The 13,660-nt window shown below is 71.0% G+C and carries 13 protein-coding genes and 2 pseudogenes; 5 read left to right on the forward strand and 10 right to left on the reverse strand.

Going from position 1 to position 13,660, the window contains the following annotated elements; all coding sequences use genetic code 11:
• Nucleotides 1-60 precede the first annotated feature (60 nt).
• Nucleotides 61-255: a hypothetical protein gene (locus tag ADK64_RS48905; protein WP_053656871.1), complete on the forward strand. Its 195-nt coding sequence runs from the start codon at nucleotides 61-63 to the stop codon at nucleotides 253-255.
• Nucleotides 256-333: 78 nt separating this feature from the next.
• On the opposite strand, the gene ADK64_RS09060 is transcribed toward ADK64_RS48905, so the two are convergent.
• The 3 genes and pseudogenes from ADK64_RS09060 to ADK64_RS09070 form a co-directional block, all read right to left on the reverse strand.
• A complete protein-coding gene (locus ADK64_RS09060) occupies nucleotides 334-549 on the reverse strand; it encodes a hypothetical protein (protein WP_053656873.1) in 216 nt (71 codons plus the stop codon).
• A 29-nt stretch (nucleotides 550-578) separates the two neighbouring features.
• On the reverse strand, nucleotides 579-1,193 hold the full coding sequence (locus tag ADK64_RS09065; protein ID WP_078992564.1) for a DUF3887 domain-containing protein: 615 nt from the start codon (nucleotides 1,191-1,193) through the stop codon (nucleotides 579-581).
• A 91-nt stretch (nucleotides 1,194-1,284) separates the two neighbouring features.
• Nucleotides 1,285-2,751 (reverse strand): annotated as a pseudogene (locus ADK64_RS09070) (PHB depolymerase family esterase).
• A 352-nt stretch (nucleotides 2,752-3,103) separates the two neighbouring features.
• On the opposite strand from ADK64_RS09070, the gene ADK64_RS09075 reads away from it, so the two are divergent.
• Nucleotides 3,104-3,301: a ferredoxin gene (locus ADK64_RS09075; RefSeq protein WP_053656877.1), complete on the forward strand. Its 198-nt coding sequence runs from the start codon at nucleotides 3,104-3,106 to the stop codon at nucleotides 3,299-3,301.
• A 439-nt stretch (nucleotides 3,302-3,740) separates the two neighbouring features.
• On the opposite strand, the gene ADK64_RS09080 is transcribed toward ADK64_RS09075, so the two are convergent.
• Entirely contained in the window at nucleotides 3,741-4,565 is an 825-nt protein-coding gene (locus ADK64_RS09080; RefSeq protein WP_053656878.1) for a class I SAM-dependent methyltransferase, read from the reverse strand.
• 364 nt (nucleotides 4,566-4,929) lie between these two features.
• Between ADK64_RS09080 and ADK64_RS09085 the strand changes: the two are divergent.
• Together ADK64_RS09085 and ADK64_RS09090 are read left to right on the forward strand one after the other, a co-directional pair.
• Nucleotides 4,930-5,519 (forward strand): annotated as a pseudogene (locus tag ADK64_RS09085) (PaaX family transcriptional regulator); the annotation flags it as partial.
• A 20-nt stretch (nucleotides 5,520-5,539) separates the two neighbouring features.
• The gene (locus ADK64_RS09090; RefSeq protein ID WP_053656880.1) at nucleotides 5,540-5,845 is read left to right on the forward strand and encodes a hypothetical protein; all 306 of its coding nucleotides are present in this window, start codon (nucleotides 5,540-5,542) and stop codon (nucleotides 5,843-5,845) included.
• A 121-nt stretch (nucleotides 5,846-5,966) separates the two neighbouring features.
• Here the strand turns inward: ADK64_RS09090 and ADK64_RS09095 are convergent, their stop codons facing one another.
• Nucleotides 5,967-6,611 (reverse strand): dihydrofolate reductase family protein, encoded by a 645-nt coding sequence (locus ADK64_RS09095; RefSeq protein WP_053656882.1) that lies wholly within the window; start codon nucleotides 6,609-6,611, stop codon nucleotides 5,967-5,969.
• A 114-nt stretch (nucleotides 6,612-6,725) separates the two neighbouring features.
• On the reverse strand, nucleotides 6,726-7,226 hold the full coding sequence (locus tag ADK64_RS09100; RefSeq protein WP_053656884.1) for a peptidylprolyl isomerase: 501 nt from the start codon (nucleotides 7,224-7,226) through the stop codon (nucleotides 6,726-6,728).
• A gap of 203 nt (nucleotides 7,227-7,429) precedes the next feature.
• Here ADK64_RS09100 and ADK64_RS09105 point away from each other — a divergent pair, with 203 nt between their 5' ends.
• Nucleotides 7,430-7,642: a hypothetical protein gene (locus tag ADK64_RS09105; protein WP_324614385.1), complete on the forward strand. Its 213-nt coding sequence runs from the start codon at nucleotides 7,430-7,432 to the stop codon at nucleotides 7,640-7,642.
• Nucleotides 7,643-7,737: 95 nt separating this feature from the next.
• Here ADK64_RS09105 and ADK64_RS09110 read toward each other — a convergent pair whose 3' ends face one another.
• The 4 genes from ADK64_RS09110 to ADK64_RS09125 form a co-directional block, all read right to left on the reverse strand.
• Nucleotides 7,738-8,706, reverse strand: coding sequence for a helix-turn-helix transcriptional regulator (locus ADK64_RS09110; protein ID WP_053656886.1), 969 nt, complete (start codon nucleotides 8,704-8,706; stop codon nucleotides 7,738-7,740).
• Nucleotides 8,707-8,804: 98 nt separating this feature from the next.
• Nucleotides 8,805-9,326 (reverse strand): peptide-methionine (S)-S-oxide reductase MsrA, encoded by a 522-nt coding sequence (gene msrA / locus ADK64_RS09115; protein WP_053656888.1) that lies wholly within the window; start codon nucleotides 9,324-9,326, stop codon nucleotides 8,805-8,807.
• Nucleotides 9,327-9,483: 157 nt separating this feature from the next.
• Nucleotides 9,484-11,067, reverse strand: coding sequence for an alpha/beta hydrolase (locus ADK64_RS09120; RefSeq protein WP_053656890.1), 1,584 nt, complete (start codon nucleotides 11,065-11,067; stop codon nucleotides 9,484-9,486).
• Nucleotides 11,068-11,252: 185 nt separating this feature from the next.
• Nucleotides 11,253-13,607 carry a GMC oxidoreductase gene (locus ADK64_RS09125; RefSeq protein WP_199829543.1) on the reverse strand — a complete coding sequence of 785 codons (2,355 nt, stop codon included), beginning with the start codon at nucleotides 13,605-13,607 and terminating at the stop codon, nucleotides 11,253-11,255.
• Nucleotides 13,608-13,660 lie beyond the last annotated feature (53 nt).

Genomic DNA, 13,660 nt, shown 5'->3' on the forward strand with positions numbered 1-13,660 from the left:
GTGAGCCGGTCCTCGTCCGGAAGCGGGAACCGTTGATCACAGCGACTGCGTCAGGCCCGCATGACGCCACCTCAGACGTACCGGCGCACCACGGCTCCGGACGACGTCGACACCACCACGGATCCGCACACTCCGGCCCGTACGGCGCGGGCCGTGGCGGCGTGTGGGGGGCGTGCGGTCGCACAGCGGCCGCACGCCTCGCGCATCCGGCTGCTCGACCGCCGTGCCCCCTACGGCAGCGGAGGCCTGGCATGACCGGAGGGTCGCTCGCGAAGGACGGGTGATCGGGGTGGTCTACGGGCCCGACCTGGACCTTCCGACCACGCCGGGCCGCTAGCGGTCCTCGCTCCGGCCGAACTTCACATAGCCGACGAACCCGAACACGTTCCCGAACGCACAGATGGCGAGGCATGCCTGAGGTGTCAGGCTCCGGGTGTTCGGGGGTCGAGCGATGTCGATCATGCAGAGGACAGCGGGGAGGAGCGCGATCAGCGGCACGATCGCGACCCCCGGCGCGGACTCTGGCGGGACGCGGGCGTCGGTCACCATGGCCAGCGGCCTCTTTCCGGACGACCGTGCTACGGGGTCTCGGGCGCCAGGATGAAGAGGCCGGCGACCTTCTCGTCGGTGTCGAACGCGACCCGGGCCTTCATGTCGCCGGCCTCGTAGCGCAGCGGAACGTCGACGACCGTGTGGTCGCCGATGCGCCGTACGAACGGCTCCTCCTCCCCGAAGCCCTCGAACGCGCCGACCAGGCCGGCGACCGTGGCCAGGCCGCTGCCCCGCACCTCGTCGGTGAACGCCTCCAGGACCTGGGCGTTGAAGGACTGCCGCGCCTGCTCCATGCGTCCGTCGAGGACGTCCGTGACGATCCTGACGGCGCGCTCCGCGGCGTCGGCCATGCGCACGGTCTTGTCCATGGGTTCTCCCGTCCGGGGATCGATGGGCTTGCCGAACCGCTGGAAGGCGGCCTGACGGGTGACTCCGAGCAGGTCCCCGATCTCCTGCCAGGTGTGGCCGGCGTCCCGACACTGCTGCACGCACAGCTTGAGCACCTGTTCCGCCAGGTCGTCCACGTCCTGGGAGCGTCGGACCAGGTCGAGATAGGCCGGCGCGGCCAGTGGACTGCCCACCGCCTCGGCCAGCACCGAGGCCTGCTCGGCCAACAGCGCGCTCAGCGAAGCGAGACTCATCGAAGCATCGGCCACACGTAAAGGATGCCTTTACGGACTATCGACGTCAAGGAAACCTTTACAACCGATCCGGCCCTGGGCCGGAGCCGGTTCAGCAGCCGGAGTCGGCGACGACGAAGTAGCCCGGAGAGGTCTCCTTCAATGTGTGGGTGACGGCGACGTTGTACAGGCCCATGGTGTCGTCGGAGCCGTTGGCGTAGGTGTAGCCGCCGCTCTGGTGGGCTCGTCCGGCCTGTACCTGGTCGTAGTTGTCGTCGGTGTAGCACTGGAGCGCGGAGCCCGTCGTCGTCGCGGTGACCGACGCGGACGACGCGCCGACGGCGCCGGAGGAGTCGACCGCGGCGACGGTGTAGCCGTAGGCGGTGCCCGCGGACAGGCCCGTGTCGGTGTAGGCGGTGCCCGTCGCACCGCCGACCTCCGCGCCGTCGCGGTAGACGTTGTAGGAGACCGCGCCGCTGACGGGGTTCCAGGACAGCGAGACACCGGTGTCGGTGGTGCCGGTCACCGTGAGGCCGGACGGGGCGGGCAGGGAACCGCTGCCGCCCTGACCGCCGCTGCCGTCCAGGCCCCAGAACTTCGCGGTGTAGTAGCTGGAGCAGATGTAGTTGAGGTAGTACGTGCCCGTGCTGCCGCACTGGTCGGCTCCCGGACCGGGGTTCACGGCGAGGCCGTGCGCCATGCCGGAGACCGAGAACAGGGCGACCGCGGGCTTGCCGCTGCCGTCGTCGTAGATGCTCTCGCTGGTGCCGCCGGTCAGGTTCCGGGTGCTGGAGGCCGTCTGGCCGATGCCCCAGACGTCGGTCCACTGGTCGCGCAGCTCGGTGCCGTTGACCGGGGCGACGGTGGTGTCGGAGGATCCCTGCCAGACGGCGACCCGCGGCCACGGACCCGAGTACCCCGGGTAGGAGTTGCGGACCTTGTCGCCCCACTGCTCCGGAGTGAGGTTCTGGTTGGTGTACTGGCAGCCGGAAGCGGCGCTCTGAGTGGTGGCGCACTGTGCGGGAATGCCGGAGTCGACGGAGCCGCCGGCGAACACGTCCGGATGATCGGCGAGCAGGTCCGCGGTCATGCCGCCGCCGGCGGACAGGCCGGTGACGAAGATGCGGCTGCGGTCCGAGCCGTACTGCGCCACGGCGGTGTCGACCATCTGCATGATCGAGGCCGCCTCGCCCTTTCCCCGGGTGTCCTTGGCCGAGTCGAACCAACTGAAGCAGGACAGGCTGTTGTTGGCCGCGCTGGTCTGCGGGTAGACCACGGCGAAGCCCCACTGGTCGGCGAACTTCTGCCAGCCGGAGTTCGCGTGGTAGTCGCTCGCCGACTAGGTGCACCCGTGCAGAGCGACGACCAGCGGTGCGCCGGCGGGCAGGTTGGACGGGGCGTACTCGTACATCGCCAGGTTGCCGGGGTTCGAGCCGAAGCCGGTGACCTGCTGGAGGGTGCCGGCCGCCGCCGCACTCGAGGCGAGGGGGGTGACGGCGGTCAGGCCCGCGGCGAAGGCGCCCAGTGCGGCGGCAAGTGCGCCGCGTCGGAAGGATCTGCGCCAGGTGGAGTGAAGCATCGTGCGACTCCGATGAGTGGTGGGGACGCTGGGGAGCGCCGACGCGGGGCGCCGCCCGGCAGTGCCACCCCGCCCGGCACCGCGCCGCACCGACCTGCTGTCGTACCGGCTTGCTGAAAGCGGACCGTACGACTCTCCGGCCCACTCGCGACATGTGAGGAACAGCCAGGACCGCGGTGCCCGGCGTGGCTCGCGCACCCATGGTTTCGGCGGTGGCGCTGTGCCATGCGACGGGCCGCGCGAGCCGGCGCACCCGCGCTTGTCCGACGCTTCTCGAAGAGCCTGGAGACACGGCCGCGACACATGCCGGTCTTCGGCTGCCCCAGGGCGGCTCCAACGTAGCCTTGGCAGAATGACGCGGGTATCGATCGACTCCGACCTCTGCATCGCTTCCGGACAGTGTCTGCTGACCGCCCCTGCCGTGTTCGACTCGGACGAGGATGGCTTCGGGGTGGTACGCGCCGGGAGCGAGGACGGCAGGGGGGACCCGATGGTGAAGGAAGCCGTCCGGGCCTGTCCGGTTCAGGCCATCGTGTGGGCGCAGGAGTAGGACGCGGGCGGCTCGACGTCCCGGGCCTCTGGGTGACCTCGGCCAGCGGGCGCTGTGCCCGTCGGGTGCGGACAGGTGCTGACGGGGCACCACGGTGGGATCGGCCGTCGGTCGGCCGCTGTCGGCGGAGGCCGGGGCCGGGGCCCGGGAGGACCGCGCCGTGGCAGCCGTCGCGGGCAGGTCCCCGCCGGCCGCCCAGAGGGCGGACGTCCGGGAACTGCTGGCGGCGATCACCGAGCCGGTGCCCGTGCGGTTGGCGGGCGAGTGCGAGGTGTTGCCGCCGAAGGTCTGCACCACCTCGTACTCGCGGCCCGCTGGCTCAGGCAGTACGCGGCCGGCGCCGCGAGCGTGGACCGGGTGGACCAGAGCAGGGGTCCGTACGTGGCGCCGGCGACGGCGTTCCGCCCGTCCAGGTGTCCTCGACGACGGCCCGCGTCGGTCAGGACGTCCCGGCCGTACCGTCTTCGGACCGAACCGCCGTGACGACGAAGTAGTCCAGGATCTGCCCCTCGTAGGCCCGCAGGAAGTTCCGCGGCCAGGTTCCAGGAGCCCACCAGCGGGCGAGCCAGAGATCCCACCCCGGCCAGACGTACGGCCCGACCGACTCGACGCGCACCTCGCTGAGCCCGGACGCGGTCAGCGCGTCCGTGAGCGCCGTCACCGGCCGCGCGATGTCCAGGCCGTTCGCATACGAGTCCAGCAGGCTCGCGAGCTCCGCGGGCCGGCCCGGAGCGTCGTCCACGGTGAAGAAGCCGGCGACCACCGCTCGACCGCCCGGCCGCAGCACCCGCGACGTCTCGGCTGCGAAGGCCACGAGATCCGGGAAGTGCTGAACGGCCTCCACGCTGATGACGGCATCGAACGCGCCGTCCTCCAAGGGCATACGCTCCGCGGCCCCCTGGACGAACCGCAGCCGGCCCGGCTCCTGGCGCAGCGGTCCGGCGTGCGCGTCGCGGGCCCGCCGCAGTTGCTCGGGGTGGATGTCCATGCCGGTCACCGCGGCGGCAGCGTATTCCCTCAGGGCCAGCGCGCAGCCCATGCCGAGCCCGCACCCCACCTCCAGGGCTCTCTGCTCCTTCAGCGGGCCGGCGGCGTCCAGGACATGCCGGTAGAGATCCTCCTGACTGCGGATCCGCGCCGCCTCGTCGAGCGGGACTTCCAGGTCGATGGCACGCCAGTACCCGAAGTTGATGAACCCGCCTGCGAAGACCGGGTTCCCGCTCAGATCGGCCGCACCGTACGTCTCCTGGACTTCCGGACTCATGGTGGGACACGTCCATTCACTGCCGTCCGCCACTGCGCACACTCCTGAAGACACCTCGGATCCGGCCCCGTCCAGCCGGCCACGCCGACACACACCTCGTTCCCCTCGGGACCGGCCGGCACACAGTGCGACGGCGCGTCGGCATCGTTCACCCGCACATCGACGTGAACCCGTTCACCGCGCTCCGGTCGACAAGGCGTGGATCCTTCACGAGCAGGCGCCCATCGACACAGTGCGCGTGGCAACCGACCGGCGCCATGTCGGCCAGGCGCGAACCAGGGCCGTCATCGACAGCCGGCCGCGGGCTCCGGGTCCCGGCACGCGTGTCCCGTCGCACACGTCCCGGCACGCGGCCTCGTACTGTATCCGCGTGACCGGTCCCGTCCCCCGCCCCCAGTCCCTTCTGTTCAGCTTCCTCGGTGACGAGGTGCTGGGCCGCGGCGTGTGCGTGTACACAGGGAGCGTCATCGAGGTGTTCCGGCGCGCCGGAGTGGGAGAGCAGGCCACCCGGTCCACCTTCACCCGTATGGTCGGCCGCGGTCTGCTGACCCGACGGCGTGAGGGCCGGCGGGCCGACATCGGCCTCACCGACCGCACGGAGGCGATCCTGCGCGAGGGCGAGCGGCGCACCTGGACCACGGGCGCGGTCGACCGGGACCGGGACGGCATCTGGACCCTGCTGGGCTTCTCACTCCCCGAGTCGTGGCAGCGTCAACGGCACGACCTGCGCTCCCAGTTGACCTGGGCGGGCTTCGGTCGCTGTTCAGCGGCTTGTGGATCGCGCCGGGCGAAGTCGACGTCTCCGGGATCGTCGCCGGACTGGGCCTGGCCGCGCAGGTGAAGGTCTTCCGTGCCCACGCGGACGTCGGCACGGACATCGCGGAGATGATCGACGACACCTGGGACCTGCGGGAACCGGCCGCACGGTACCGGCACTTCGAGACGTCCTGGCGCTGAGCCAGGCGTCATCCCGGGTGACCTCCGCACTGGCCGCTTCATCGGCGCTGAACGCGGAATCGAAGGCGGCGGTGCACGAGGTGCTGGGGGAAGGCGGCCCCCTCGCCCAGAACTCCGTCCCCGCCACCTCCCCGCCCGGCGCGGCCCGCGCCTACGCCCTCGACGCCCTGGGCCACGGCTACGCGATCGGGTTCGTGGTGTGCGGCTCGGCCGCGCTGTTCTCGGCACTGCTGGTCGTGACGGCTCTACGCGGACGTACGGCTCAGGACGACACGGCGCAGCCGGAGGACGCTGCGGGGCGGACCTCTCTCACCACGGGATGAGGTCCGCTCGGCGAACCGGGGACGTCGCAGTGACCCGGGCTCCCCGGACGCCTGCCCGCTCGCTCCCCCTCCGGCCTCAGGCAGCGTCCTGCCTGGCCACATCAGCAGGTGGGCCCTTGCGTCACTTGCGCCAGAACAGGTGGTGCGTCACACCGCTCGGGCTGGGCACGACCTCCAGGTGGAACCGGTCGAGCAGCTCATCGGGGGATTCCCACAGCCGCAGTCCGGACCCGAGCTTCACCGGCGAGACCGCCACGTGCAGGGTGTCGACGAGACCGGCGTCGAGGAACTGCCGGATGGTGGACACCCCGCCGCCGAGTCGGACGTCCTTCCCCCGCGCCGCCTCCCGCGCCTGTCCGAGGACCGTGGCCGGGTCGCCGCCGACGAAGTGGAACGTGGTGTCGGAGAGCGTGAAGGAAGGACGTGTGTGGTGGGTCAGGACGAACACCGGGGTACGGAAGGGGGGTTCGTCACCCCACCAGCCCCGCCACTCGTGGTCGTGCCAGGGCCCGCGCTGGGGCCCGAACTTGTTGCGGCCCATGATCTCGGCACCGATGTCGCGTGCGTAGTCCCGCGTGAAGTAGTCGTCGAGGCCCCGGCTCCCGCCGGGGTCGGTACGCATGGGCCAGCTCGCCGTCGCACCGGCCCAGGCGAACAGCCTCGCGGGATCGACATGGCCGAACGGACTCTCGAGGCTCTGCTCCTCACCGGCACCGATTCCGTCACTCGAGACATTGAAGTTCTGGACTCTCAGCAGCTGAGCCACGTGATCCTCCTGTGGTGTCGACAACGGTGGTGAGACTCTCCGGGCCGGGAAAACTCATCGCTGCGTCCGTGACCGGTCAGGAACCGGGGCCTCGGCCTCGATGCGAGACGAGCCTCAAGCGACGCGCTCGGCACGCTCGATGATCACATCGTCCTGGGGGACGTCCTGGTGACCGCCCTTGCTGCCGGTCTTCACGCCCTTGATCGAGTCGACGATGTCCTGGCCCTCGACCACCTCTCCGAAGACCGCGTAGCCCCACCCCTGGGGCGACTTGGACGAGAAGTCCAGGAAGTCGTTGTCGTTGACGTTGATGAAGAACTGGGCGGTCGCCGAGTGCGGGTCGTTGGTGCGGGCCATGGCGACGCTGTAGTGGGTGTTCTTCAGACCGTTGTCCGCCTCGTTCTCGATCGGCGTCCGGGTCGGTTTCTGGCTCATGCCGGGCTCGAAACCGCCGCCCTGGATCATGAACCCGGGGATGATCCGGTGGAAGATCGTGTTGTTGTAGTGCCCCGCGTCGACGTACGACAGGAAGTTCTGGACCGTTCTGGGCGCTTTCTCGTCGTTGAGCGACAGCACGATGTCACCGTGGTTCGTGGTCAGCCGGACCTTGGTCATGAAGCACTCCCTTTGCCATGGGGCTGTTCCGATTTCGGGTAAGTGATCATAAGGCTGCCACGCCGAAAACACGGTCGTACGCCCCGGCTCGGCGACTCGCTCTGACGCACTGGCGCTACAGCGGCCCCGGCCGTGGCATCGGATCGTGTGCCACGGTCACCGTCGCACTGGGCGGCACGAGGACCGACGTCACCGTCGAGGTCGTGGAGGCCGAGGCACCTCGGCGCATCGTCGAACGCAACGTGAGCGCGGGCGGCCGACGCCTCGCCGGCGGCACGTACACCATCGAGACACTGCCGACGGGAGGCAGCCGCATCTCCTTCGCGTACGCCTGGGTGCGCGCGCCTCTCGCCGACCGGCTGTTGGCCCTCGTGGTCCGGGCCACGATGCGGCGCGCCAACGGCAGGGTCATGTGACGGCTGGCCACCGAGCCGGGCCGCCACGTGTCCGGTGCCGGATCCTGACGCCCGACGGGTACGCGTCGTGCCGCGGCGGTGCGCCACCGTGGCCGTCAGTCCGTGTCCGCGGCCGCCCGCAGCCGGTCCGCCAACGCCCGGACGGCCTCGCGCAGTTCCTCCGGTCCCTCGACGACGAACGGCGCGCCGAGTGCCGTCAGTACTTGTGGCACCCAGTCCAATCGTTCGGCGCTGAACCGCACCCGCACCCAGTCGGCGTCCGTGCCGACCGGTTCGAGCGATGCGATCCCCTGCGGAAGGCGAGAACGAATGGCCTCGGTGTCGCCGCGGACCCGCACCGACACCTCGTAGCGCCAGGGCGTGCGAGCGATGCCGGCCAGCACCTGCGCCGCGGGATCGAAACCTGTCGGCACCTCGAACACACCGTCACGTACCGCCACATGCGCGACGCGGTCCAGTCGGAACGTGCGCACCTCACCGCTGGTGGAGTCCTCGGCGGTGACGTACCACCGGCCCGAATGCGCGACGATGCCATAGGGGTGAACGACGCGTGCGCTGCGCACGCCGTCGCGGTCGGTGTAACCGATCTCCACGGGGCTGCGGCCCCGCGCGGCGTCGGCGACCCTGAGCAGCACCTCGGTCTCGGGGACGGTCACCGCACGGGCCGGTGCGGTGAAGTCAACCGTCTCCAGGAGCGCCTTGAGCCGCGCGGCCAGCGGCTTCGGCAGCACCCGGTGCAGCTTGGCCGCCGCGCTCTCGGCAGCGACCGGCGAGGTCGTCACCAGCCCGGCGCGACGGCCGGCCACGAGCCCGAGCAGGACGGCCAGCGCTTCCTCGTCCGTGAGCATCAGCGGCGGCATCCGGTAGCCCGGGGCCAGACGGTAGCCACCGTAGCGGCCGCGCACCGAGTCGACCGGCACGTCCAGGTCGACGAGGTGCGAGACGTAGCGCCGGACGGTGCGTTCGTCCACGCCGAGCCGGTCGGTCAGCTCGGCGGTGCTGTGGGTGCCGCCGGCTTGCAGGATCTCCAGCAGGGCGAGCACACGGGCTGCGGGTCGGGTCATGGGCCCCATGGTTTCCGCTGTACGGGGCGGTTTTCGACCGGTAGCGACTCGCGATGACCGGTCCGCCGCCTCGGGCGCTCGGCCGCTGCCGGCCGGGCTCAGTTCGTCGTGGACGACCCTCGCCGCGGGAGCTTCCAGTTCGGTCGCGGAAAGTGGCAGGTGTAGCCGTCGGGGTAGCGTTCCAGGTAGTCCTGGTGCTCGGGCTCCGCCTCCCAGAAGTCGCCCACGGGCTCCAGCTCCGTGACCACCTTCCCCGGCCAGAGCCCGCTCGCCTCGACGTCCGCGATCGTGTCCACGGCGACGCGGTGCTGCTCTTCGTCGCCGTAGAAGATGGCGGACCGGTAGCTGCGCCCGATGTCGTTGCCCTGGCGGTCCCTCGTGGTCGGATCGTGGACCTGGAAGAAGAACTCCAGGATGTCGCGGTAGCTCGTGACCGTGGGATCGAAGAGGATCTCGATGGCCTCGGCGTGGTCGCCGTGATCACGGTATGTGGCGTTCGGCGTGTCGCCACCGCTGTAGCCGACACGCGTGGACGTCACGCCCGGCTGTTTGCGGATCAGATCCTGCATGCCCCAGAAACAACCGCCTGCGAGTACGGCCCGCTCGGTTCCCACGCTCATCGGTCACTCCTGACACTGCTCGAACCCGGCCCGCCGTTCGGCGTGCCGGTCCTACCGTCACCCAGCCTAAAACATCGCCTCTCCCGGTTGACCCGAGGCCACCGGGCCCGCCGGCCCTCCGGTCGGCGGGCCCGGTGATCAGTGCGGACCACGGGGTTCAGAAGCGGGGCGCCCGCGGTGTCTGCTGCGGAGTCGGAGCGATGCGCTGGTTCACGCCGGGGCTCTGGCGGCCGGAGGCCTTGCAGGTGACGTCCTTGGCCGGGAGCTTGCCGCTGTCGAGGTAGGCGTTGATGGTGCGGTTGGCGCAGGCGCGCTGGTCGTCGGAGTAGACGCCGTGGCCCTCGCCGCCCTGGACGTACACCATGCGCGAGCCCTTCAGTGCGCGGTGCATACCGAGACCGCTGACCAGAGGTGTCTGGGGGTCCCACTGGTTCTGGACGGTGAGCACGCCGACCTTGTTGTCCACCGCGGTGACGCGCTCGGCCGGCTTCCCCCAAAAGGCGCAGGGCGTGATGTTGGAGGCGATGTCGCCGTAGATCGGGTACTTGGCCTTGTCCCGGATCGCGTCCCGCCGGTACTGCCCGGGGTCGCGCGGCCAGGCCGCGGTGTCGCCGCAGACCACGGTCCAGAAGGCGGCGGTGCCGTTGTCGGCGGGCGCCTGTGCGGCGAAGGCCGCGGACCGGCGCGGTGCCCGCTGTTCATCCGGCGCGGGACTGCGGCGGGCGGGCGCACGGCCGTCGGCGGCCTTCTTGAGGCGGACGACCGCCTCGGCCGCCTCCTTGGGGCTGAAGAACTCGGGGCGCAGGGTGGCGCGGATGTCGTCGCCGGTGAGTTTCTGGCCGCCGTCGTCGATGGGAGTGCGGTCGGCCCGGGCGATCAGGTCCCAGAACGTCTTCTTCACCTTGGCCGGGGTGGCGCCGAGCCGGTAGGTGCGGTCGCGTTCGGCGGTCCACTGCGTCCAGCGGGTGAACGCGGGCTCGGTGCCCTCCGCCCACACCTGGATCATGCCGCGCCACACGCGTGCGGGGTCGACCGCGCTGTCCAGGACGAAGCGGTCGGTGCGCTGGGGGAACATCTGCGTGTAGACGGCGCCCAGGTAGGTGCCGTAGGAGTAGCCCAGGTAGGAGATCTTCTTCTCGCCCAGTACGGCGCGGATGACGTCCATGTCCCGGGCGGTGTTGCGGGTGGTGATGTACGGGAGCCTGTCGGCGTTCCTGGCCCGGCACTTCTCGGCGACGGTCCGGGCCCACTTGACGTCGCGGCTGAACGTCTCGGGCCTGTAGGCGTGTTCGAAGTTCTGTTCCGTGTCCGTGAGCCCGCAGGTTACGGGGCTGCTGCGGCCCACGCCACGCGGGTCGAACCCGATGAGGTCGTACTGCTGCAGGACCTTCTTGGGCATCGCGTCCTTCATCATGACGGGCATGTCCAGGCCCTCGCCGCCCGGACCACCCGGGTTGAACAGGATCGCGCCGTGCCGCTTGCCGGGGACGCTGGTCTTCATCCGGGAGATGGCCAGCGTGATGGTCTTGGAGTCGGGGCGGCTGTAGTCGAGCGGGACCTTGATCGTCGCGCACTGGAACGCGGCGGGCGTCGACTTGTCACATCGGTGCCATCCGGGTTTCTGGTTCAGGAATCTCTCCAGCGGTTGTGCCGCCGCAGATGCCTGTGCCGGGGCGAGGGTGGCGACGAGCGCCGCCGTGACCCCCACGGTGAGTAAGGGCGCGATGCGTCCTGTCCGCACGATGGCCGTTCCTTTCGGTCAACTTCCAGGTCGGAACGACCCTTTCGTGTCCCCGGAGGCGTACGAATCCATCTGCGGGGCTGTCTTTCTACGACTCCTGGGGGACAGAAAAAGAGCAGAAAGAGACGTACGGAGGAGAACCCGGACTAGCTGATCCCCGTCCGCCGCAGGGGGCCTTGCGGAGGTCAGGACCTGCCGCCGGTCGGCAACCGGACGTAGCTCTGCCAGAGTTGGCCGAGGAAGAACTCGCCGAAGCGGGCCAGGGCGGCCGCGCCGCCGGGGCCGGTGGTGCGGAAGGTGGTGAGCTGCCGGGCGAGGTCGCCGAGCCGCAGGCTGAGCCGGCCGGCGCCGAGGACGACGGGGTCAGCGGCCGGCGCTTCGGTGGGGTCTGCGGCCAGCAGGCGGAAGGCCAACACGGTGGTGTCCGGCCACAGGCGCAGCGGGACGCCGTGAGTGATCTGCTTGAGTCCGGCCAGGGTGCACGACCGCTCCTCGGCGTCGGTGAAGTGGAGCCGGTAGCGCAGCACACGCCGGACGTCCCCGTCCCGTGCCGTGCCGTACGCCTCCTGTCCGCTGCTGTCCGCGGCCGGTGCGAAGAGGTTGAACCGGCCGTGCAGGACGGGCCGCCGGCCTCCGCAAGCGGGGGACTCCACCCAGCCGTCGGCGCGGGCCTCGTGGTCGGGTTCGTCCAGGAAGGCGTCCACGTCGTCGGCCGTGATGGTGAGACGGAAGGCGAAGGGCTCCCGCTGCCCGCTGTGCTCGGCAGTCGTCGGGTCGGCCGCTCCGGGGACGTAGTAGCCGCGCATCGTCTCGGTGAAGACCAGGGAGGTGCGCCGGGTGTAGGCGGGTCGAGGCGCAGTGGTCGCTCCCCCGCCGGCGCGGCCCTCCAGCAACCGGGTGCACATGCGGTCGGCCAGGGCGGCGATGGTGAGGGAGGGATTGGTGCCGACCGGTCCGGGCAGCGCCGAGCCGTCCGCGATGTACAGGCCCCGGTGCCCGTACACCTCGCCGTACGGGTCGCACACTCCCGTCTCGGGGCGTCGGCCCATCGGGGCACCGCCGAGGGGGTGCACGGTGACGGTCCGTCCCAGGTGCCACAGCGGGTTGTCGGCGTAGCCCGCGTCGAGCGCGTCCGCGATCCGGCGCATCGTGGCGCGGATCCGTCCCAGCACGTCCGCGCTGTTCCGCGCCGTCCAGTTGATGTCCAACCGGCCGTCACGCAGGCGCAGTTCGCCGTCCGGGGTGTCCCGGCCCATGCCGAGCAGGGGCAGCGAGGTGCTGGTGAGCAGGCCGTCGCCGAGCAGGTCGGACAGGTCCTCGGAGAGATGGCGCCGTCGGCCGAGGCCGGCCTGGCGGGCGAGTCCGCGGGCGAGGAACCGGGCCGCGCGGGAGAGTTGGTGCGGTCCCCGGGCGCCCTCCGCCAGCCACTGGACGAACTGGGGGTAGCCGCCGTCCTCGATGTAGCCTCCGCGTCCGGCGCCCGGTATGCCGTCGAGGTCGTCGGGGAGCCGGATCGCACCGGTGATCACCGGCCCCTGACTGGGATTCAGCGGCCGGCCCGCGCCGGTGCGTGCGTCCTTGGCCCTGATCAGGAAGGAGAGCGTGTCACCGTTGCCGGAGAAACGGGTGCCGAGCGCCGGACCCAGCCCGGGCAGCCGGTTGCGCGAACGCAGCAGCAGCCGCGTCGTGCCCAGCGTCCCGGCCGCCAGTATCAGGCGATCGCAGGTGATGGTCCCGGCCGTCGGGCGGCATCCCGGCTCACCGGTCTCCAGCCCGTGATGGCGGACGTAGCCCACCTGGTAGCCGCCGCGCGGGCCGGGGCGGACGGTCTGCACGTCGTGCCCGGTGCGCAGATCGGCGCCCTGCTCCCGGGCGGCCGACAGATACGTGAAGTCGAGGCTGTTCTTCGCGCCTTCGTTGCAGCCGATGTTGCACTCGCCGCACAGCCGGCAGGTGCGGCGGGCGGCACCGTGGAGGTTGCCGTGGTCCGGGCCGGTGAGGGGCAGACCGGGCCGCGGTACGGCATCGGGCGCAGGGGCGAAACTGACGGCCAGCGGCGGCAGCCGGAACTCCAGCCCCAGCGCCGTGGCCGCTTCGCGCAGCGCGCGGGTCTTCGGGGTGTCCGCGTATCCCGGCCGGTGCAGGGGGTAGGGCGTGGCGCCCAGCATCCGTTCCACCGTGTCGTAGTGCGGTTCCAGGTCGGCACGGCCGACCGGCCAGGGTTCACGGCCTCCGCCGGGCAGCGGCTGCTCCTCGGTGAACCAGTGCTCGTCCTTGCGCATCAGCACGTTCGCGAAGATCAGCGAGCCGCCGCCGAGGCCGCTGGCCACCACCGCGTCGCAGCCGCGGAACGACCAGACGTCGAACAGTCCGTACAGGCCGGCGCCCGGGTCCCAGAAGGCGCGGTTCATCTCGGCGGGGGTGCGGGCGAAGCTGCCCGGCGGATAGGCGCGGCCGCGCTCCAGTACGACCACCGACAGTCCGGCCTCGGCCAGTCGGTGGGCCGCGACGGAGCCGCCGAAGCCGGATCCGACGATCACGGCGTCGGCGTGCTCGGTGCCTGAGTCCGCTCGATGTGCCGGTCGGCCCGCCG

It is taken from the genome of Streptomyces sp. MMG1121 (genome assembly GCF_001280015.1).
Classification (GTDB): Bacteria; Actinomycetota; Actinomycetes; order Streptomycetales; family Streptomycetaceae; genus Streptomyces.

What these genes read in the sequence shown, in the direction of transcription:
- ADK64_RS48905 (WP_053656871.1), top strand. Translation starts at nt 61, where the DNA reads ATGACGCCACCTCAGACGTACCGGCGCACCACGGCTCCGGACGACGTC.
- ADK64_RS09060 (WP_053656873.1), bottom strand. Translation starts at nt 549, where the DNA reads ATGGTGACCGACGCCCGCGTCCCGCCAGAGTCCGCGCCGGGGGTCGCG.
- ADK64_RS09065 (WP_078992564.1), bottom strand. Translation starts at nt 1,193, where the DNA reads ATGAGTCTCGCTTCGCTGAGCGCGCTGTTGGCCGAGCAGGCCTCGGTG.
- ADK64_RS09075 (WP_053656877.1), top strand. Translation starts at nt 3,104, where the DNA reads ATGACGCGGGTATCGATCGACTCCGACCTCTGCATCGCTTCCGGACAG.
- ADK64_RS09080 (WP_053656878.1), bottom strand. Translation starts at nt 4,565, where the DNA reads ATGAGTCCGGAAGTCCAGGAGACGTACGGTGCGGCCGATCTGAGCGGG.
- ADK64_RS09100 (WP_053656884.1), bottom strand. Translation starts at nt 7,226, where the DNA reads ATGACCAAGGTCCGGCTGACCACGAACCACGGTGACATCGTGCTGTCG.
- ADK64_RS09110 (WP_053656886.1), bottom strand. Translation starts at nt 8,706, where the DNA reads ATGACCCGACCCGCAGCCCGTGTGCTCGCCCTGCTGGAGATCCTGCAA.
- msrA (WP_053656888.1), bottom strand. Translation starts at nt 9,326, where the DNA reads ATGAGCGTGGGAACCGAGCGGGCCGTACTCGCAGGCGGTTGTTTCTGG.